This window comes from Collinsella sp. AF23-4AC, from assembly GCF_003462685.1.
Lineage (GTDB): Bacteria > Actinomycetota > Coriobacteriia > Coriobacteriales > Coriobacteriaceae > Collinsella.
Genome location: NZ_QRVE01000008.1, coordinates 55,607 through 74,587 on the forward strand (window position 1 = coordinate 55,607; position 18,981 = coordinate 74,587).

An 18,981-nucleotide genomic window follows, 5' to 3' on the forward strand; every position below is an offset into this window, starting at 1 on the left:
TTTGTGGTGGTTTTCGACAAAAAGAAGCCGCCCCAATAAAAAGAGGCGGCATCAAGCAAGTCTATTTATTAGCGTCCCTCAAGACCCAACGAGAACGCAGAAATGTAGCCCGGGGCTTACCCTTTCCCGAACGCGACCCTCGCGAAGCGCGTGAGCGAGCGGGAAAGGGTAAGCCCCGGGCGGACAATTAAGTGCGTTACTCGGCAGCGGCCTTGAACTTGTTGTAGTTGATCAGACAGCCGGCCTTGACGATGGCACGTTCTTCGGCCGTCATATCGGCAATGTAGAGCTCAATCTGCTCAACCGCACCATCGGCGCGCACCACGTAGGCGGCGATGTCCTTTAGGTCGCCATCGAGCGCGGCACGGATGCCCGGCACAAAGACGTAGTCGCCCACCTCAAAGTTGGGCTCGGCCTCCATCTGGAAGGGCACCATGCCCCAGTTCATCACGTTGGAGCGATAGCGCTTGGTGGCGTACTCGTGGACGATGTTGGCCAGGCCGCCAATTACGCGCTGGCAGCTCGCGGCCTGCTCGCGGGCAGAACCGTCGCCGGGCTTCTTGGCATAGAGCATGGAGCCGTACTCGGTCGCCCTGGCATCGGCCGCGACACCCACGCCGGCCAGTGCCTCGAACACACCGGCAAGCTCGGTATCGAGTGCCGCCAGGTCGCCCGCGGCCTCGCCGGCCACGCGACGCTTCTCCACGGCGTCGACCTCCTTGGAGCGGCCCACGTAGGCCGAATCGCGACGGCTCAGCGTAAACTCGGCCAGGCCCAGCGGGTTGGAGCGGAAGGAGCTCGTCTCGCCCGAGGGAATGAGCTCGTCGGTCGTGGTGACCGGGTCCATGATCTTGGAGCACACCTTGAGCAGGATGTCGTCGCCGAGAGGCTCCATCGCGGGCCACGGCTTGATGTTGGGACCCTCGACCAGCTCGTCGGCAGGTTCCGCCTTGCCAAAGCCCCAGTACACGCGCTTTTTGTACGGCGCGTCGTCAAAGGTGTACTCGCAGGCCTCGTCCCAGGTGTCCTCGGGCAGGTCGGTCGCCGGCGTCAGGACGCCGCCGTTGGCAGCCGTCGCCGCAATGGAGCGGGCGTCCATCAGAGCCACGGCGCTCAGCTGGCCATTGCCCGGCTTGGAGCCCTCGCGGTTGGGGAAGTTGCGCGTAGTGTGGCGGATCGAAAGGCCGTTGTTGGCGGGCGTGTCGCCGGCACCGAAGCACGGGCCGCAGAATGCCGTGCGCACGATCGCGCCGGCCTCCATAAGGTCGTAGATATAGCCGCGGCGTGTAAGCTCGAGTGCCACGGGCTGGCTCGTGGGATAGACCGACAGCGAGAACTCGCCGCAGCCGGTGTTGGCGCCCTTGAGCACGCGGGCAGCCTGGACCACGGAGTCGTAGTTGCCGCCCGAGCAGCCGGCGATAACGCCCTGCTGCACGTGCAGCTTGCCGTCGTCGATCTTGTCGAGCAGGCTAAAGCGTGTCTTGCCCTCGCCGATCTTGGCGGCCTCGAGCTCGACCTCGTGCAGGATGTCCTCGAGGTTCTCGTTGAACTCGTCGATCTCAAAGCCGTTGGAAGGATGGAACGGCAGCGCGATCATGGGCTTGATGCTCGACAAGTCGACCTCGACGCAGCCGTCGTAGTAGGCGACATCGGCGGGCTTGAGCTCGCGGTAGTCGTCGCCGCGGCCGTGCATGGTCAAAAACGCGTGCGTGTCCTCGTCGGTTGCCCAGATTGAGGAAAGGCAGGTGGTCTCGGTGGTCATGACGTCGACGCCGTTGCGGTAGTCGGTCGTCATGCTCGAGATGCCGGGGCCCACGAACTCCATGACCTTGTTCTTAACGTAGCCCTTGGCAAAGACGGCGCGGATGATGGCGAGCGCCACGTCGTGCGGGCCGACGCCGGGGCGCGGGGCACCCGTGAGGTAGATGGCAACGACCCCGGGATAGGCGACATCGTAGGTGTCGCGCAGCAACTGCTTGGCCAGCTCGCCGCCGCCCTCGCCCACGGCCATGGTGCCCAGGGCGCCATAGCGGGTGTGCGAGTCGGAACCCAGGATCATCTTGCCGCAACCGGCGAAGTTCTCGCGCATAAAGGAGTGGATGACGGCGATGTGCGGCGGAACGAAGATGCCGCCGTACTTCTTGGCTGCGGAAAGGCCAAAGACGTGGTCGTCCTCGTTGATGGTGCCGCCCACGGCGCACAGCGAGTTGTGGCAGTTGGTGAGCACGTAGGGCAGCGGGAACTGCTCCATGCCCGAGGCGCGCGCCGTCTGGATGATGCCGACAAAGGTGATGTCATGGCTCGCCATGGCGTCGAAGCGAATCTTGAGCGCCTCGGGGTCGCCGGACGTATTGTGTGCCTGAAGGATCGAATACGCGATGGTGCCGCGCTTGGCATCCTCGGGCGTCTGCGTAATACCGCGCTCAGCAGCCTCGGCCGCAGGCACAACCTCGCTGCCGCCGCGCAGGTAGATGCCGTCCTCGTACAGCTTGACCATACTGTCTCCCACTCTGCCCAAAACGATTTGGGCGCATAGCATACATTCGTTCAATATCGTGCCATAGAACAGTTGCCAGCGGGTTACGAATCTGCACGTTCACTTTATCTCAGTAAAGCATAAGGCGAGCCGGGGGCGGGAAGACCGGTTTGGCGCAAGGAGTGTCCCCAAGTGCCGGCACAAAAGGAACGTCCCCAAGTGCCGAAATGACGAGAGTGGATAATCTCCCACTTTGAGCCTGCACATAGGCCAAAAACGGGAAATTATCCACTCTCATTCTGTGGGCACTCATTTAAGTCTGTCCCCAATGAGTGCCCGGCAGCGTCGGCGGAGCTATAGGTCGCCACCCGTACCTAGCAGTTTGCGCATAACTTGCTCGGGGTTAACCGAGCCGTCGCGCGGGGCCAGGGCGGTGATCTTCTTCTGCATCTTGTACTCGTGCAGCTCGTCCTCGAGCTGGCGCACGCGGGCGCGGAGCTTCTCGTTCTCGCGCTCGCGCTCCTCGGCGCGCTCCTTCATATCGAGGATGCGCACCACGCCGGCAAGGTTGATGCCCTCGTCGGTCAGCTGGTTGATGAGCTCCAAGCGCTCGATATCGGCACGCGAATACAGGCGCGTGTTACCGCCCGAGCGCTGGGGGTTCACCAGGCCCTTGGACTCGTAGACGCGCAGAGTCTGCGGGTGCATGCCGGTCAGCTCGGCCGCCACGCTGATCATGTACAGCGGTTTGCTCCTATTGTCCTCGGCCATGCTACCTGACCCCTTTCCGTCTCGTTATCGTCCATCATAAGCCCGCGGGCGTGGGCGTGCGCCGCGACCGCCCTAGTACGTCGCCTTGTAACGGTTGACCTTCTCGCGATAGTCGCGCGTGTCGGCCTCACGCAGCTTGGTCATGGCATCGCGCTCGTCGTCAGACAGGTTCGTGGGGACCTGCACCTTGATCTCGACGAGCAGCGCGCCCGTGCGGCCACGGTGCTTAACGTCAGGCGCCCCCATTTCCTTAAAGCGGAACTTCTTGCCCGTCTGGGTACCCGCGGGAACCTTCAGACGAACCGTCGCCCCGCCGGGCGTGGGCACGTCCACCGTGCAGCCGAGCGCCGCCTCGTAGACCGAGACCGGTACCTCCATGGTCACGTCGGCACCTTTGCGCTTAAACAGCGGGTGCTCCTCCACGTGCGTGGTCACGACCAGGTCGCCGCGCTCGCCGCCGGCAACGCCATACTCGCCGCGACGCTTATAGCGCAGCTTGCCACCGTCGACCGCGCCCGCGGGCACCGAGACCGTAATGGTCTGCTGCTCGCCCGTCGAGGGAATGCGGTAGGTAACCTTGTGCGTCACGCCGCGAAACGCGTCCTCAGCCGTCACGTCGACGGTCAGCGACAGGTCGCCGCCCTTGCGAGCACGGCTGCGGCCCGCGCCGGCATTACCCGCAGCCCCGGCAAAGCCCGAGCCCCAATCGCTGCCCCAAGCGCCGTTGCCGCTAAAGATGCTGTCGAAGATATCGCCCCAGCCGCTGGCGCCCGCGCCGGCACCGTAGCCGCCGCCATACGCGCCGCCCGCGCCCGGCATGCCGCCGAACATGAGCATCTGGTCGTACTCTTTGCGCTTCTTCTCGTCCGAAAGCGTCTCGTAAGCCTCGCTAATCTCCTTGAACTTGGCCTCGTCGCCGCCGGCATCGGGGTGGTATTTTTGCGCGAGCTTGCGAAACGCGCTCTTGATCTCTTTGTCGGAGGCGCTCTTGGATACGCCCAGGATGTCATAGAAGGTTTTGCCTGCAGCCATCGTAGCTCCTCTCCTGTTTCATCCACCGCTCAACGGGCGGCGGCTCATACTGTCATATGGCACTAGGCCAGAAAGGGCCCCGGGTGTTGCCCCGGGGCCCTTCTCAATTACTTCTCGGTGCTCTCAGCCGTATCGGCCGCAGCATCCTCGGGCGCCGCTTCGGGCTCCGGTGCGGGGCGCTTCTCGCCACCGTAGGTCACCGTCACCATCGCGGAGCGCAGGATGCGGTCCGCCATGCGGTAGCCCTTCTGGTACACGTCGTTGACGGTCTCGTCGTACTGCGATGCGTCCTCGACACGCCCCACGGCCTGGTGCTCGAGCGGATCGAACGCCTCGCCCTTGGGGTCGATGGGCTCAACGCCCTCGTGCGCAAACACATCGAGCAGCTTGGCATGCACCGCATCAACGCCATCGACGAACTGCTTAAAGTCGTCGGAAAGCTCCTGGCTACGGGCATGGTCGATTGCACGCTCGATATCGTCAACCACCGGCAACAGCGCGGTGACAAGCTTCTCGGTCGCGCGCTCGCGCTCGGCGATACGCTCGCTGGCGGTGCGGCGACGGAAGTTCTCCCAGTCGGCCTGCAGACGGGCGGTACGCTCGGTGGCGTCCTTTGCCTTGTCCTCGGCGGCCTTCTGAGCCTCTGCCGCAGCATCGAGCTCGCTCCGTACGTCGGCAAGCTCCTTTTGGGCCTGCTCGAACTTGAGCTTAAAGTCGTTGTCGGCGGCTTCCTCACCGGCGCGGATAGCGGCTTCCACCATCTCGTCCTCGGTCATCGTCGCCTCCTTGTTGGAATCCTCTACCTGGTTCTCGACAGCCTCGGCGGCCGCGGCCTCGTTGGCCTCGGTATCGTCGACGGCCTCTACGGGAATCTTCACGTCCTTCTCCTCAGAGTCAACGGGGGCGGCGCCAGCGGCAGCCGCCTCCGTGCGAGCTTTACGGGCGGACATGATTACTTGTCCTCGTCGTCCACAACCTCGTAGTCGGCGTCGACGACGTCATCGTCGGCGGGCTGGGCGCCGGCGGCACCGTCGGTCTGCTGCTGAGCGTCGGCGTAGACAACCTGGGCCAGCTCGTAGGCCACGGACTGCAGGGACTCGCCGGCGGCCTTGATGGCCTCGACGTCAGAGCCCTCGAGCGCCTTCTTGGCGTCGGCGATAGCGGCCTCGGCCTTGGACTTCACGTCGGCGGAAACCTTGTCACCGAGCTCGTTGAGGGTCTGCTCGGTGGAGTAGCACAGGCTGTCGGTCTGGTTGCGGACCTCGACCTCTTCCTTCTGCTTCTTGTCCTCCTCGGCATGAGCCTCGGCGTCCTTGACCATGCGATCGACTTCGTCGTCGGAAAGCGCGGTGGAGCCGGAGATAGTAATCTGCTGCTCCTTGCCGGTGCCCTTGTCCTTAGCGGAGACCTTGACGATGCCGTTGGCGTCGATGTCGAAGGTGACCTCGATCTGCGGCACGCCGCGGCGGGCAGCCGGGATGCCGGTCAGCTGGAACTTACCGAGCGACTTGTTATCGCGGGCAAGCTCGCGCTCGCCCTGGAGCACGTTGATCTCGACGCTGGTCTGGTTGTCGGCAGCGGTGGAGTAAACCTCGGTCTTGGAGGTCGGGATCGTGGTGTTGCGGTCGATCATCTTGGTCATGATGCCGCCCATGGTCTCGACGCCCAGCGACAGCGGGGTAACGTCGAGCAGCAGGATGCCCTCGACGTCGCCGGTGAGCACGCCGCCCTGGACGGCAGCACCGTCGGCAACGACCTCGTCGGGGTTCACGGACATGTTGGGCTGTTTGCCGGTCATGGTCTTGACGAGCTCCTGGACAGCGGGCATACGGGTGGAGCCGCCGACGAGGATGACCTCGGTCAGATCGGAGAGCTTAAGCTTGGCGTCGCGCAGGGCGTTGGTGACAGGCTGCTTGCAGCGCTCGAGCAGGTCGCGGGTGATCTTCTCGAACTCGGCGCGGGTCAGCGTGTAGTTGAGGTGCAGCGGGCCAGACTGGTTCATGGTAATGAACGGCAGGTTGATGGTGGTCTGCTGGGCGGCGGAGAGCTCCTTCTTGGCATTCTCGGCGGCCTCCTTCAGACGCTGCAGGGCCATGGGGTCCTGACGCAGATCGACACCGTTCTCCTGCTGGAACTTATCGGCCATCCAATCGATGACGCGCTGATCCCAGTCGTCGCCGCCCAGGTGGTTGTCGCCCGAGGTGGACAGAACCTCAAACACGCCGTCGGCGAGGTCGAGGATGGAGACATCGAAGGTGCCGCCGCCCAGGTCGAAGACCAGAATGCGCTGGTCGGTGCCCTGCTTGTCCAGGCCATAGGCCAGAGCAGCAGCGGTCGGCTCGTTGACGATACGCTTGACGTTGAGGCCAGCGATCTTGCCGGCGTCCTTGGTAGCCTGACGCTGGGCGTCGTTGAAGTAGGCCGGGACGGTGATGACGGCGTCGGTGACGGTCTCGCCCAGATACTTCTCGGCGTCGGCCTTCATCTTTGCGAGCGTCATAGCGCTCACCTGCTCGGCGGTGTAGTCCTTGCCCTCGATGTCGACGACGGCACGGCCACCCTGGCCCTCCTTGACCTCATACGGCACGGTCTTGATCTCGGAGGTGCACTCGGAGTACTTGCGGCCCATGAAGCGCTTGATGGAGAACACGGTGTTCTTGGGGTTGGTGACAGCCTGGTTCTTAGCGGCCTTACCCACGACGCGGTCGCCGTCGGCACGGAAGCCCACGACGGACGGGGTGGTGCGGTCGCCCTCGGCGTTCACGATAATGGTCGGAGAACCGCCCTCGAGAACGGCCATTGCGGAGTTAGTAGTACCAAGGTCGATACCAAGAATCTTGCCCATTAGAAATTCCCTCTCTCTTGTGCGTTTGCACCGACTCGGCGGTCTGCCGAGCGGTGTTTCGGCTTGTCTTTCAGGATGTAGTGTATCCCCTTATGGGCCGGAATATACAAAATCTAAGTCAATTCATATAAGATTTCTTATTGCCGAGAGTTTAGGTTCTTAAATTCGCAGGTAGATGCGCTGTTTGAGTTCTAGGCAAATCTATCGAGATCTATGTAGAGATGGCTGAGGCTTGGGTCCGAGGGTGCCTGGGGCTGCCTTGCGGAAAGCTCGTCCCGTTTTGAGAGCTGATACCGGGTCGCAGTTTCCGCTAGCGGGCCCAACCGGAAACTGCGACCCGTTTTTCGACCAAATAACGGGATGCCCTTTCCGCAGGCGCGCTCAATAGCTCAATATTTCAAGTCACCTGTAGCTAACATTTGCGCAGCTCAACGGCCCCACCTGCATGTTTTTTAGTAAGCCGTGGCATACTCGGCGAACGGTATGAAGATGCCGGTCAGAGGGTATTGCAAACGGTCGCTCCCGTGGTATGTTTTTGCCCGAATCAAACCGGCGCGCATCGCCTGTAGCGTCGGTCAACAGAGAGGAAACTACCATGGCTCATCCCGTAATTGATGCCGACGAGTGCATCGCTTGTGGCGTTTGCGTCGACTCCTGCCCCGCTGGCGTTCTGGAGCTCCAGGACGTCGCTACCGTCGCTGACGAGGACTCCTGCGTCGCCTGTGGCGCTTGCCAGGACGCTTGCCCCGCTGGCGCGATCACCGAGATCGTCGAGGAGTAACAACTCCCCCACTTGCACACTCAAAAGTACACCGTGCACAAAAAGGAGGCTTCCGCATCGCCGCGGAGGCCTCCTTTTGCATGTGCGGGCAGCTAATTTGGGACGCGCTCTTGGCAGTTGCGGTGGAATAGTTCCTGTTTCATGGCTTCGATGCCCATTTTAGGAACTATTTCACCGCAACTTATAGATATGGCGTCGGCTAAGAGAGATCGTCTTCGTAGGGCATCAGGTCTGCTAGGTAGCCTTTCTCCTTGAGCATCGCCTCGATCTCGTCGAGGGTTTGCTCGTCCTCCGCCGCGATGCGATGGAAGTGATAGCCACTTGTCACCGTCAGCAGCGGAAAACTCTTGCCGCTCTCGATATCGTGCAGGTAGCGCTCAACATCGCGACGATTGCGAATGTCCAAGTCGGCCGTGATCTTACCGTATACGCGGTGATTGACGATCACGTTGAGCACGGCACCTCCGGCGTCGACGATACTCGTGAGCTCATCGCCTGCCTGCTCCACGCTGTGGCGAACCTTGACCAAGCGCGTGGGCACGGCGGGGCTGCTGGGGGCCTCCTGCAGCACATAACCACGGTTGGTTGCCACGATATCGTGCCCATCGGCACGTAACAGGGCAATATCCTGAACCACGACCTGACGGCTCACGCCAACCTCGCGGGCAAGCGCGCTGCCCGATACGGGCTCCGTGGCCCCCTCGAGTACGCCCATGATGGCACGGCGACGCTCGCGGGCGTCCATTATTTACCGTCCAGCAGACGCAGGTGCTTAAGCGAGAGGTCGAGAATCGGCGCAGAGTGCGTTAACGCCCCCGAGCTAATAAAGTCAACGCCCAGGTCGGCGAGCGCGCGGATATTGCTGGCATCCACGTTGCCCGAGCACTCGGTCTTGGCACGGCCGGCGATAAGCTCAATCGCGGCAGCCATGTCGTCGTGGGTCATGTTGTCGAACATGATGATATCGGCACCGGCCTCCACGGCTTCGCGTACCATGTCCAGGTTCTCGCACTCAATCTCGACCGTCGTGGTAAACGACGCATGGGCGCGCGCCATCTCGATCGCGCGCGTCACGCCACCGGCTGCATTGATGTGGTTGTCCTTGAGCATGACGGCCGTCGACAGGTTATAGCGGTGGTTGCTGCCACCGCCGATCTCGACTGCTGCCTTCTCGAAGACGCGCATGCCCGGCGTGGTCTTGCGCGTGTCGACAAGCACGGTCTTGGTGCCCTCGAGCGCGGCCGCCATCCGATGCGTGTAAGTAGCGATGCCGCTCATGCGCTGCAGGTAGTTGAGCGCCACGCGCTCGCCCGAAAGCAATACGCGCGCATCGCCGCGCACCTGGCCCACGTGGTCGCCGGCGTGCACCTCGTCACCGTCGGCAACATCAAACAGCACCGAGCTCTGCGAATCCAGCAGCTCAAAGGTGCGAGCGAACACATCCAAGCCGGCGATGATGCCATCGGCCTTGGCGATGAGCTCAACGGTAGCGGGGCGCGCCGTAGGGCACACGCTCGCCGTACTCACGTCCTCAAACGTGATGTCCTCGCGCAGAGCCTGCAAAATCAGATCATCGACGACGAGCTTCATGGTAATGGGATTCATGGTCTACTCCTCCACGGCCTGCGTGCCGGCGGCACGGGCCAAATCATCGATTGCAAGGGTCTCGGCGCTCAGGGCGCGGTGACGTCCGTCAAGCGCGGGCTCACCGGCCTGCTCCACGGTCAGCGACTCGCCGGTGCGCATACGCCAAGCAGCGCGGCGGCCCCAAACTAGGGACTCGAGCAGGCTGTTAGAAGCCAGGCGGTTCTTGCCGTGCACGCCATTGCAGGCCGTCTCGCCCGCGGCGTAGAGCTCGGGCATCGAGGTGCGGCCGTCCTTATCGACCCATACGCCACCCATAAAGTAGTGCTGCGTGGGCGTAACGGGGATGGGCTCGTCCAAGATGTCGCGGCCGTCCTCCAGGCAGCGCGCGCGAATGTTGGCAAAGTGCCCGGTCACCACATCGCGCTCGACGGGGGCAAAACTCAGCCACTCGTGCTCGGTACCGTCCTGCTTCATCTGCTCGCGAATAGCGGCAGCGACCACATCGCGCGGCTGAAGCTCGTCGGTAAAGCGCTCGCCGGCGGCGTTGAGCAAAATCGCGCCCTCGCCGCGGCAGCTCTCGCTGATCAGGAAGGTGCGACCCGGCTGCGGCGAGAACAGCCCCGTGGGGTGAATCTGCACGTAGTCCAGGTGCTCCATCTTAATGCCATGCTCCTGAGCGATGTAGCATGCATCGCCCGTGAGCTGCGGGTAGTTAGTCGAATGGTCGTACACGCCGCCGATACCGCCCGTCGCCCACAGCGTATGGCGGGCATGGATCTTAAACGGCTCGCCGGCATGCACGCCCTCGGCGGTATTTGCCAGCTCGTCGGCAGGACGAACCGAGCTGTTCTCGTCCACGGGAACGGCGACGACGCCGGTGCACACCGTGGTACCATCGCGCTCGGCGGTCAGGATGTCGGTCATGGCCACGTGCTCCAGAATCTGCACGTTATCCAGCTTGCGAACAGCCTGGAGCAGCTTGGTCGTGATCTCCTTGCCCGTAATGTCGGCATGGAAGGCAATGCGCGGGCGGCTGTGCGCACCCTCGCGGGTAAAGTTGAGGCTGCCGTCGGCCTTGCGCTCAAAATCCACGCCCATCGCTAGCAGGTCGTTGATGACCGAGCGGCTCGAGCGGATCATGATGTCGACGCTCTCGCGGCGGTTCTCGTAGTGGCCGGCGTGCATGGTGTCCTCAAAGAAGGCATCGTAGTCTGAACCTTCGGGCAGCACGCAAATGCCGCCCTGCGCGAGCATCGAATCGCACTCGTCGACGGCGCCCTTGGAGAGCATGATCACGCGCGTGCTCGTCGGCAGATTGAGAGCCGCGTACAGGCCCGCTACGCCGCAGCCGGCAATGACGACGTCGCACTCCATGTCGGGGTATTGCTTGGTTTCCACAGGAATCCTCTCCCTTGAATGTGACATAAGGGACCATCCCTCATGCCACATTGTTCTAGCGTGCTGCGTACTCGAGCATACGATCGAGCGTGAGCTTGGCCTGGTCGGCAGCCTCGTCCGACACGCCGATCTGCACTTCGCCCTCGCCCGTCTCCAGGCAGCGCACGAGCTTTTCGAGCGTGATGAGGTCCATGTTGACGCAGGTGGGCTGCACCGCGGGGAAGTAGAACTTCTTGCCGATGCCCTGGCAGCGGCGCTCGAGCTCATAGAGCACGCCGCGGACCGTCACGATAATGAACTCGCTCGCGTCGGACTCCTCGGCATACTTGATGATGCCGGCGGTGGAGCCGATGTAGTCGGCCTCGGCCAGCACGTCGGCCTTGCACTCGGGGTGCGCCAGCACGAGCGCGTCGGGGTGGGCCTCCTGCGCATCGACGATCTGCTCGACGGTAATGATGTGGTGGCGCGGGCAGTAGCCGTTGTTGAGGATGACGTGCTTTTGCGGCACCTGCTCGGCTACGAAGCGGCCCAGGTTTTGGTCGGGAATGAACAGGATATGCTGCTGCGGCAGCTCGGACACGATCTTGACGGCGTTGGAGCTGGTGACGCACACATCACTCCAGCTCTTAATCTCGACCGTCGAGTTGACGTAGCAGACCACGGCAAGGTCGTCGCCATACTCGGCGCGCGCCGCGTCGACCGTCTCGCGCTTGACCATGTGCGCCATGGGACAGTCCGCGCCCGGCTCGGGCAGCAGCACGGTCTTGGTGGGATTGAGCAGCTTGGCGCTCTCGCCCATAAACTCCACCCCGCACAGCACGATGGTCTGCTGCGGCAGGCTTTTGGCGAGCTTAGCCAGGTAGAAGCTGTCGCCGACGTAATCAGCCACGGCCTGCACCTCGGGCGCCACGTAATAGTGCGCTAGGATCACCGCGTCTCGTTGGGTTTTTAGTTGCCGAATGGCCTCGACGAGCTCTGCGGGCACCAGTGCCGCACGCTCCGTTGCCGTCGTTGCCGATGCTAGGCCGGCCGCGATATCGCGTGCAAGCTCCGACGCATTCATGTTCGCGCTCTGTGCCATCAAGGCCCCTCTCTTTTGGCGAATCTTGGGGCTTTAGTATGACACCTAGGTTTACAGCTGACAAGACAGCTGTAAACCTAGGTGTAAAGTTGAAATAAAGATTCAATCATGCGGCAGATCCATTTTCGAACCGGCAAGCTGAGGATAGCCGAGCTCTCGATAGCGCAGGGGGCATCTTTCGCCACCGCAATACCGCTCGGCGCGAGTTGCACGCCGTGGGGCGCAAACGGTGCGCACCCCCGCGAGCGGTACGCACCCAATGTGGCAAAATCGAATTACTAAGGGGGCCGAATGCTCAAGATTATTGCCTGCGACGACGACGTCGCTTTTCTAGATAGACTGCACCGGATGATCGACCGTTGGTCGACCGAAACGGGCACGGCGGTCGATGTTGCGCTCGTCACGCGCGGCGAGGACCTGCTGACCCGCCATGCCGCGTCGCGCGCCGACATTATCCTGCTCGACATGATCATGCCGCTCGTCAACGGCATGGACACCGCGCGCGAATTGCGCCAGGCCGACACCGCCGTGCGCCTGGTGTTTCTCACCTCGTCGCCCGAGTTTGCACTGGAGTCCTACGAGGTCCGCGCCTTCGACTATCTGCTCAAGCCCGTGACTTACGAACGCCTGGCGCAGTTACTCGACGAACTTTCGAGCATGCGCCCGGCGGCAACCGACGAGCTCGTGATCAAAACGTCCTTTGGCTACCACGCCCTGCGCCTGTCCGACATCGAATATGCCGAGGCGCGCAACAAGCACGTGGTCTTCCACCTGCGCGACGGACGCGATATCGAGGCACTCGAGTCGTTCCGCAGCGTCGAGGACCGTTTGGCACAAAATGCCACCTTCTTTAAATGCCACCGTAGCTACCAGGTCAACTTGCGCAACATCGACCACTTCAATCGCACGGACATCGTCATGCGCTCGGGCGCGTGCATTCCGCTGTCGCGCAGCAGCAAGCAGGGGTTCCAAGACGCCTACTTTGCGGTGCGCTTTGAGGGCGGGAGGCGCTGATGATCTCCTCGGTCGAAATGGTCCTTTGGGCAATCCACCACGCCACGACGCTGCTCTTTGGCGTCTTTGCCTCGGCGGCGCTGTGCGGCGTCGAGCTCAATCGACGCCATGCGCTCGAGCTGGCGGTCGTTACCATTCTGACCGGCATCGCCTTCTCAATCGCCAATGTCGTTGGCGGAGAGCTTTTTGCCCGTCAGGTCTATCCGCTCGTCGTGCACTTGCCGCTTACCGTCTACCTATGCGCGCGCTACCACTTGAGTCCGCTGCTCGCGACGTTGGGCGTCACCAGCGCCTATCTGAGCTGCCAGTTCAGCAATTGGATGGGCATCGCCGCATTTGCCGCAACCGATTCTCAGATCGCGTACTATCTGGCACGCATCGCTACCACGCTCGGCGTCTTTGCCGTCCTGCTGCATTGGGCCGGCGGCATTGGACCCCGCCTGGCGATTAAAAGCCCCACCGAGCTGGGCATCCTTTTAATCCTGCCGCTCGTCTATTACATCTTTGACTACGCCACGAACGTCTACACCACGCTGTTCCACTCGGGCTCGGTGGTGACAGTTGAGTTTTTGGCATTTGCGCTCTGTGCCTTCTATCTTATGTTTCTTGCCGTTTACCTGCGCGAATACGAAGAAAAGGAAACCGCCGAGCGAGAGCGTTGGATGCTCGAAACCCGCGACAGCGCCGCCATCAAAGAGCTCGAGGCTTGGCGTCAATCTGGGCGCGAGCTGTCGATTCTTCGCCACGATATGCGCCACTTCCTACGCGGCCTGGCCACTTTAATTGAGGAGGGCCACACCGACGAGGCGCTCAAACGCATCGATGAGCTCTGCGAAGCCGGCGACCGAACCGCCGTACGCCGCTTCTGTGCCAACGAGACCGTAAACATTGCGCTTTCGTCATTTAACTCGGATATCAATAGAAACGGCATTACCGCCAACCTGCGCGCCGCCGTACCCGAAACCGTCTACGTAGGTGACGCCGACCTGTTTAGCGTGCTCTCAAATGCCTTGGAAAACGCTATCACCGCCGCAAGCGCCGCACCCCAAGGAAAGCGATTCGTCGACTTTGACCTGCGATTTGAGGACGGCCAGCTGCTGCTGTTAGTTTCCAACACGTTTGACCGCGCGCCGCGCATGGTCGACGGCATGCCCGTGACCCGGCATGCGGGCCACGGCTTTGGCACCAAGAGCATCAAACTTGCCGTGGAGCGTATGAACGGCAACTGCCAGTTCCGCATTAACGGCGATCGGTTTGAGCTGCGCGCTGTGATGTAAGGGCGCGGGCGCGACGGATTTGCGTTCCGCGGGTACGGCTCGCCCGCTCGGGGTCGTTTGTCGACGCGGGCTCGCTACAGCGGAGCGGCCGCCGGAGTCAGCTGCTTGATGTAGGCCCACATGCGCTGCTTAGCGGCCTTGTCGGTGAGTGCCGCCTCAAAACCGTCGAGCGCGAGCACGCGGCGACCCTGCACATGGGCGACCAAGCCGGGCTTGAGCATAGCGGTGTCGAAGTCATCGATCGCCACGAGCATATCGGCGTAGGTCTCGCGCATGGCGTCAGCCGCGTTGTTGTCGAGCAGTAGCACCGCCTCGGGGTCCAAAGCCTCAAGCGCCTCACGGAACAGCTCGCACGGCAGAGTCTCGCCCACCGCGACCGCTCCGTCGCCTGCGCCGGCGACGCTTGCCAGCACGCAAAAATCCTCGGGCGCGTAGCCGATGGCCCCAAGCGCCTTGCGCAACGCCGCGCCATCCGGGCCGGCGGCAAGCTCGCCACCCGAACGCTCGGCCTCGTCCAAATCGCCTTTGACCAGCACGATCGGCGAGCACGCGTTGCCCGCGATACGCACGCCACGGACCGCAAGCGATGTGAGCTCCTGCTCGGCCGCCTGGGCGATGGCTTCTTTTTTCTGGCTTTGTGACGTGGACATGCGCTCTCCAATCGTTTGCGTGCCCACCATTATATAAAAGAGCTGCCCGCGAGTGGTTGCTTTGCGGGCGGCTGGGTATAAGCACGGTCGTACTGAGTTTTACGCGGCCAAGCCGCGTCGCATTATGGAGGTCACCATGGCTGACATTAAGCAGATTACCCCCGAGAATTTCGATTCCGTCGTTAACGACAGCCTGCCCGTGCTGGTCGATTTTTGGGCACCGTGGTGCGGGCCCTGTCGATCCCTCTCGCCCATCGTTGACGAGGTTGCCGATGAGCTGGCGGGCAAGCTTGCCGTTGCCAAATGCAACGTCGACGACAACCAGGACCTGGCCATGAAGTATGGCGTCATGAGCATCCCCACGCTGATTGTGTTTAAGAACGGCGAAGAGATTGACCGCTCGGTTGGCGCTCTGCCCAAGGCGAGGCTGCAGGCGCTGCTGGAGAAGCATCTGTAATACGCTTGTTACTTACCCGCCGTCCATGAGCGGTTTTGCACCGCTCGCCGGACTGCCGGGTGCGGCGCGTGCGACCACGGATAGTATGGTAGTTACAAACAGCCCCCAGTGAACGGGTGCGAGTCGCACAGACTCGCACCCGTTTTCTTATGCAGCTGCGCACAGAGTGGGCGTAGTAAAATCTGAACCACTGAACTGCCCCATACAAAAGGAGATTTCCCATGCATGATGTTGGAATGAACATGAGCCAGCTTGCCATGAGCGTCAAACAGGTCGACGACACCATCGAGCTCGCTCATGAGTGGAGCCATCAGCTGCTGCATGCGACCGAGAATTTTGACATGGAGCGCATCGGCGCCAAGCTCGAGGCAGCCATGGCCGCGCTGCACGAGGCCCATGACGCACTCGAGGGCTACGAAGAGGCCATCGAGGCCGACCACAACTCCGTCGGATCCGTGAAGCTGGTGTAAAGTGGCCGAACACGAGCATGGCAGCGGGTGCGAGCACGAGCATCCGCACGGGGCGGACGGTGATGCGGGCTGCCACTGTAGTGGCTCCGGCTCCGAGCTGGTCCGTTTTTCGGTCACCGCACCCGACGACCTGCTGCGCCGCTTTGACGAGCAGATCGCGCGCCGCGGTGACGTGGCCAACCGATCCGAGGCAGTGCGCGATTTGATTCGCGCCTCGATCGCCAAGGAGCAGATGCGCACGCCCGACGAGCAGGTTATCGGTTCGCTCACCATGATTTACGACCACCATACCGGCGACCTGACGCGCCGTCTGGACGAGGTGCAGCACGACTACACCGACGAGATTGTCTCGACCATGCACGTGCATCTGGACCACCACAACTGCCTGGAGATCCTGGCGCTCAAGGGTCGCGGCGAGCGCGTCTACGAACTAGCCGACCGCCTGCTGGGCCTGCGCGGCGTTAAGCACGGCGAGCTCACCTGCGCCGCCACCAAGCAAAGCCTGGGGCTGTAACGGGATTTCCCGCAGCGCACCTGCCAAAAAGGGACAGGTTTATTTTGGCGGGTTTAGAAGTTTTACCGACCAACAATAAACCTGTCCCTTTTTGGTCGGTTTTGACGAGGGGGGCCACATGCGGCATGTGCATATCCATGTAACGGGCATTGTGCAGGGTGTTGGCATGCGGCCATTTGTGTATCGCGAGGCTATGGCGCATGGCATTTGCGGCTGGGTGCTCAATGCGGGTGATGGCGTGCACATCGAGGCGCATGCTTCGGTCGAGGCACTTGACGGCTTTGTCGCCGCGCTGTCGGAGCACGCGCCTGCCGCGGCCCGCGTTGAGCATGTCGCTGTTGCAGACCTGGAGCCCGACGCTTGGGATGCCGACAATGAGCAGGTCTTTCGTATCGTAGCGTCGCAGGATCAGACCGTGCACACGACGCTCGTCTCGCCCGACATCGCCACGTGCGATGACTGTCTGCGCGAGCTGTTCGACCCCGCCGACCGACGCTTTCACTACCCCTTTATCAACTGCACCAATTGCGGACCGCGCTTTACCATCATCCGATCGCTGCCTTATGACCGAGCGGCCACGTCGATGGACTGCTTTCCCATGTGCCCCGAGTGCGCCGCAGAGTATGGCGACCCGCTTGACCGGCGCTTTCATGCGCAGCCCGATGCCTGCTTTGATTGTGGACCGCATATTACGTGGCGCGAGGCGGACCACGGTGTTGTGCCAACGGCGGTCGACGCGACACCAGCCGTCGGCTCTACGCGCGAGGCCAGCGATGCCATCATCGAACGCTGCGTCGAGCTGCTGGTAGGCGGCGGCATCGTCGCCATCAAGGGCCTGGGCGGATTTCACTTGGCATGCGACGCCTCCAACGAGCAGGCGGTAGCCGAGTTGCGCCGCCGCAAGCACCGCAGCAACAAGCCGCTTGCCGTTATGGTGCGCAGCCTTGCCGATACTGAACGCCTGTGCCATGTCAACGACGCCGAGCGCGGCTTGCTGGCCGGCAGCGTTCGTCCCATCGTGCTGTTGCGCCGCCGCGCGACCGGCAACGACACCCACGGCTCCCCCAACGCCCTCGAACTCGCGCCATCCGTCGCGCGCGATCTACCTGAGCTCGGCGTCATGCTCCCCTACACCCCACTTCAGCATCTGTTGCTTGCCGCGGCAGAAGCCCGCGGTACGCATGCGCTGGTCATGACCAGCGGAAACCTGAGCGAGGAGCCCATAGAGACCGACGATGCCCTTGCATGGGAACATCTTGTTGCCGCCGGCATCGCCGACGCGCTACTTGGCAATAACCGTGCGATTCTCTCACGCTACGACGACTCCGTGGTACGCGTAGTCGACGGGGCTGTCATGCCCGTGCGTCGCGCACGCGGATATGCGCCGCAGCCGCTGTCGTTGCCGGCGCTCGACAGCACCACGCCCTGCGTGCTCGCCTGCGGGCCGCAGCAAAAAGCCACAGTGGCACTCACGCGCGAGGACGCCGACGGCCATGCAACCTGTTTTGTGTCGCAGCATATCGGCGATGTCGAAAATGGTGCGACTTTCGATGCCTGGAACGCCGCACGCATACGCCTGGAAGATCTTTTTGACTTGACGCCCGCCGCGCTGGCCTGCGACTTGCACCCCAGCTACCTATCGAGTCAGTGGGCACGCGAACAGGCGCAGGAACAGGACATGCCGCTTGTTGAGGTTCAGCATCATCATGCGCATATCGCGAGCGTGATGGCCGAGGCCATCGCTGGGCGTCAGCTCGCGCCCGATGCGCACGTGCTCGGCATTGCCTTTGACGGCACCGGCGCCGGCGCCGATGGGACCATTTGGGGCGGCGAGTTCCTTGTCGCCGGCCTTGCCGATTTTGAACGCGCCGCGCACCTACGCGCCTGGGCGCTGCCAGGCGGTGCCGCATCCGTGCGCGATGCCCGGCGCAATGCCTTTGCCCTGCTGAGCGAGCTCGGCCTGCTCGAGCACCCAGGTGCCGCTCGGCTTTTGGACGGCCTCGACGAGCAAACGCGCAGCGTGACAGCCACCATGATCGAGCGCGGCATCAACAGCCCGCGTACCAGCAGCATGGGGCGTCTCTTTGATGCCGCGGCAGCGATTCTGGGCATCTGCGGCAAGGCAACCTACGAGGGCGAACCCGCCATAGAATTCGAAGCCGCCGCCTGGCGCGCGCTCAGCAGTGAAAGTGCCTGCCCCACCGGCAATATGGCCAGCTTTTCCGTAACCGAATCATCCCGTCCGGACGACTGCCATGTTCTGAACTCCAGACCGCTTTTTGAGGCGCTTTTGGAGGGAATCAGGACCGGCGTGCCGGCCGACAGGCTCGCCCTCGGGTTTCACATCGCCATTACGCACGCTACGACCCACGTCGCGTGCGAGATCTGTGAGCGCGAAGGCCTCGATACCGTCGCGCTTTCGGGCGGTGTGTTCATGAACCGGCTTTTGCTTCAGCTCCTTACCCACGAACTCAAAGACGCCGGTCTTGCCGTCTTGGTCCCCCACGCCGTGCCCGTCAACGACGGCTGCATCGCCTACGGTCAGGCCGCCATCGCTCGCGCTCGCCTCGCGCAGACAGCATCGTGATAGGCTGTTTTGCCAGCCTGCGCGCCGCCGTCTCACAGGTG

The 18,981-nt window shown here is 62.6% G+C and carries 17 protein-coding genes; 7 read left to right on the forward strand and 10 right to left on the reverse strand.

All coding sequences use genetic code 11. The features are described from left to right. Positions 1-196: 196 nt before the first annotated feature. The 5 genes from DWY05_RS05955 to dnaK all read right to left on the reverse strand — a co-directional run bounded on the left by DWY05_RS05955 (position 197) and on the right by dnaK (position 7,124). Positions 197-2,497, reverse strand: a complete 2,301-nt coding sequence (locus DWY05_RS05955) for a hydratase (protein ID WP_117820972.1) — start codon at positions 2,495-2,497, stop codon at positions 197-199. A gap of 333 nt (positions 2,498-2,830) precedes the next feature. Continuing rightward, the gene (locus tag DWY05_RS05960) at positions 2,831-3,247 is read right to left on the reverse strand and encodes a heat shock protein transcriptional repressor HspR (RefSeq protein WP_117820971.1); all 417 of its coding nucleotides are present in this window, start codon (positions 3,245-3,247) and stop codon (positions 2,831-2,833) included. A 72-nt stretch (positions 3,248-3,319) separates the two neighbouring features. Continuing rightward, complete coding sequence (locus DWY05_RS05965) at positions 3,320-4,279, reverse strand: DnaJ C-terminal domain-containing protein (protein WP_117820970.1); 960 nt, start codon at positions 4,277-4,279, stop codon at positions 3,320-3,322. Between the two features lie 107 nt (positions 4,280-4,386). Then, entirely contained in the window at positions 4,387-5,229 is an 843-nt protein-coding gene (locus DWY05_RS05970) for a nucleotide exchange factor GrpE (RefSeq protein ID WP_117820969.1), read from the reverse strand. A 2-nt stretch (positions 5,230-5,231) separates the two neighbouring features. Further along, positions 5,232-7,124: a molecular chaperone DnaK gene (gene dnaK / locus DWY05_RS05975; RefSeq protein ID WP_006235214.1), complete on the reverse strand. Its 1,893-nt coding sequence runs from the start codon at positions 7,122-7,124 to the stop codon at positions 5,232-5,234. A 595-nt stretch (positions 7,125-7,719) separates the two neighbouring features. Between dnaK and DWY05_RS05980 the strand changes: the two genes are divergently transcribed. Beyond that, positions 7,720-7,905 (forward strand): DUF362 domain-containing protein, encoded by a 186-nt coding sequence (locus DWY05_RS05980; RefSeq protein WP_006235216.1) that lies wholly within the window; start codon positions 7,720-7,722, stop codon positions 7,903-7,905. A gap of 199 nt (positions 7,906-8,104) precedes the next feature. Here DWY05_RS05980 and DWY05_RS05985 read toward each other — a convergent pair whose 3' ends face one another. The 4 genes from DWY05_RS05985 to nadA are packed head-to-tail and all read right to left on the reverse strand — an operon-like array spanning position 8,105 to position 11,971. Further along, positions 8,105-8,650 carry a transcription repressor NadR gene (locus DWY05_RS05985; protein ID WP_117820968.1) on the reverse strand — a complete coding sequence of 182 codons (546 nt, stop codon included), beginning with the start codon at positions 8,648-8,650 and terminating at the stop codon, positions 8,105-8,107. Then, on the reverse strand, positions 8,650-9,510 hold the full coding sequence (gene nadC / locus DWY05_RS05990; protein ID WP_117820967.1) for a carboxylating nicotinate-nucleotide diphosphorylase: 861 nt from the start codon (positions 9,508-9,510) through the stop codon (positions 8,650-8,652). The genes DWY05_RS05985 and nadC overlap by 1 nt, the downstream gene beginning before the upstream one ends. Before the next feature lie 3 nt (positions 9,511-9,513). After that, positions 9,514-10,890 carry an L-aspartate oxidase gene (locus tag DWY05_RS05995; RefSeq protein ID WP_233504022.1) on the reverse strand — a complete coding sequence of 459 codons (1,377 nt, stop codon included), beginning with the start codon at positions 10,888-10,890 and terminating at the stop codon, positions 9,514-9,516. A gap of 55 nt (positions 10,891-10,945) precedes the next feature. Continuing rightward, the gene (gene nadA / locus DWY05_RS06000) at positions 10,946-11,971 is read right to left on the reverse strand and encodes a quinolinate synthase NadA (protein ID WP_117820965.1); all 1,026 of its coding nucleotides are present in this window, start codon (positions 11,969-11,971) and stop codon (positions 10,946-10,948) included. A 291-nt stretch (positions 11,972-12,262) separates the two neighbouring features. Here nadA and DWY05_RS06005 point away from each other — a divergent pair, with 291 nt between their 5' ends. Together DWY05_RS06005 and DWY05_RS06010 are read left to right on the forward strand one after the other, a co-directional pair. Next, on the forward strand, positions 12,263-12,985 hold the full coding sequence (locus DWY05_RS06005; protein WP_117820963.1) for a LytTR family DNA-binding domain-containing protein: 723 nt from the start codon (positions 12,263-12,265) through the stop codon (positions 12,983-12,985). Then, entirely contained in the window at positions 12,985-14,262 is a 1,278-nt protein-coding gene (locus DWY05_RS06010; RefSeq protein ID WP_117820962.1) for a GHKL domain-containing protein, read from the forward strand. The genes DWY05_RS06005 and DWY05_RS06010 overlap by 1 nt, the downstream gene beginning before the upstream one ends. A 74-nt stretch (positions 14,263-14,336) precedes the next feature. Here the strand turns inward: DWY05_RS06010 and DWY05_RS06015 are convergent, their stop codons facing one another. Further along, entirely contained in the window at positions 14,337-14,912 is a 576-nt protein-coding gene (locus DWY05_RS06015) for a hypothetical protein (protein ID WP_117758618.1), read from the reverse strand. Between the two features lie 136 nt (positions 14,913-15,048). Between DWY05_RS06015 and trxA the strand changes: the two genes are divergently transcribed. The 4 genes from trxA to hypF all read left to right on the forward strand — a co-directional run bounded on the left by trxA (position 15,049) and on the right by hypF (position 18,940). Next, positions 15,049-15,369, forward strand: a complete 321-nt coding sequence (gene trxA, locus DWY05_RS06020) for a thioredoxin (RefSeq protein WP_117735375.1) — start codon at positions 15,049-15,051, stop codon at positions 15,367-15,369. 221 nt (positions 15,370-15,590) lie between these two features. Then, entirely contained in the window at positions 15,591-15,839 is a 249-nt protein-coding gene (locus tag DWY05_RS06025; RefSeq protein ID WP_006235225.1) for a hypothetical protein, read from the forward strand. Position 15,840: 1 nt separating this feature from the next. Further along, a complete protein-coding gene (nikR, locus tag DWY05_RS06030) occupies positions 15,841-16,353 on the forward strand; it encodes a nickel-responsive transcriptional regulator NikR (protein WP_199409579.1) in 513 nt (170 codons plus the stop codon). 118 nt (positions 16,354-16,471) lie between these two features. Continuing rightward, positions 16,472-18,940 carry a carbamoyltransferase HypF gene (gene hypF / locus DWY05_RS06035; RefSeq protein WP_117820960.1) on the forward strand — a complete coding sequence of 823 codons (2,469 nt, stop codon included), beginning with the start codon at positions 16,472-16,474 and terminating at the stop codon, positions 18,938-18,940. Positions 18,941-18,981: the final 41 nt, after the last annotated feature.

What these genes read in the sequence shown, in the direction of transcription:
- DWY05_RS05955 (WP_117820972.1), bottom strand. Translation starts at nt 2,497, where the DNA reads ATGGTCAAGCTGTACGAGGACGGCATCTACCTGCGCGGCGGCAGCGAG.
- DWY05_RS05960 (WP_117820971.1), bottom strand. Translation starts at nt 3,247, where the DNA reads ATGGCCGAGGACAATAGGAGCAAACCGCTGTACATGATCAGCGTGGCG.
- DWY05_RS05965 (WP_117820970.1), bottom strand. Translation starts at nt 4,279, where the DNA reads ATGGCTGCAGGCAAAACCTTCTATGACATCCTGGGCGTATCCAAGAGC.
- DWY05_RS05970 (WP_117820969.1), bottom strand. Translation starts at nt 5,229, where the DNA reads ATGTCCGCCCGTAAAGCTCGCACGGAGGCGGCTGCCGCTGGCGCCGCC.
- dnaK (WP_006235214.1), bottom strand. Translation starts at nt 7,124, where the DNA reads ATGGGCAAGATTCTTGGTATCGACCTTGGTACTACTAACTCCGCAATG.
- DWY05_RS05980 (WP_006235216.1), top strand. Translation starts at nt 7,720, where the DNA reads ATGGCTCATCCCGTAATTGATGCCGACGAGTGCATCGCTTGTGGCGTT.
- DWY05_RS05985 (WP_117820968.1), bottom strand. Translation starts at nt 8,650, where the DNA reads ATGGACGCCCGCGAGCGTCGCCGTGCCATCATGGGCGTACTCGAGGGG.
- nadC (WP_117820967.1), bottom strand. Translation starts at nt 9,510, where the DNA reads ATGAATCCCATTACCATGAAGCTCGTCGTCGATGATCTGATTTTGCAG.
- nadA (WP_117820965.1), bottom strand. Translation starts at nt 11,971, where the DNA reads ATGGCACAGAGCGCGAACATGAATGCGTCGGAGCTTGCACGCGATATC.
- DWY05_RS06005 (WP_117820963.1), top strand. Translation starts at nt 12,263, where the DNA reads ATGCTCAAGATTATTGCCTGCGACGACGACGTCGCTTTTCTAGATAGA.
- DWY05_RS06010 (WP_117820962.1), top strand. Translation starts at nt 12,985, where the DNA reads ATGATCTCCTCGGTCGAAATGGTCCTTTGGGCAATCCACCACGCCACG.
- DWY05_RS06015 (WP_117758618.1), bottom strand. Translation starts at nt 14,912, where the DNA reads ATGTCCACGTCACAAAGCCAGAAAAAAGAAGCCATCGCCCAGGCGGCC.
- trxA (WP_117735375.1), top strand. Translation starts at nt 15,049, where the DNA reads ATGGCTGACATTAAGCAGATTACCCCCGAGAATTTCGATTCCGTCGTT.
- DWY05_RS06025 (WP_006235225.1), top strand. Translation starts at nt 15,591, where the DNA reads ATGCATGATGTTGGAATGAACATGAGCCAGCTTGCCATGAGCGTCAAA.
- hypF (WP_117820960.1), top strand. Translation starts at nt 16,472, where the DNA reads ATGCGGCATGTGCATATCCATGTAACGGGCATTGTGCAGGGTGTTGGC.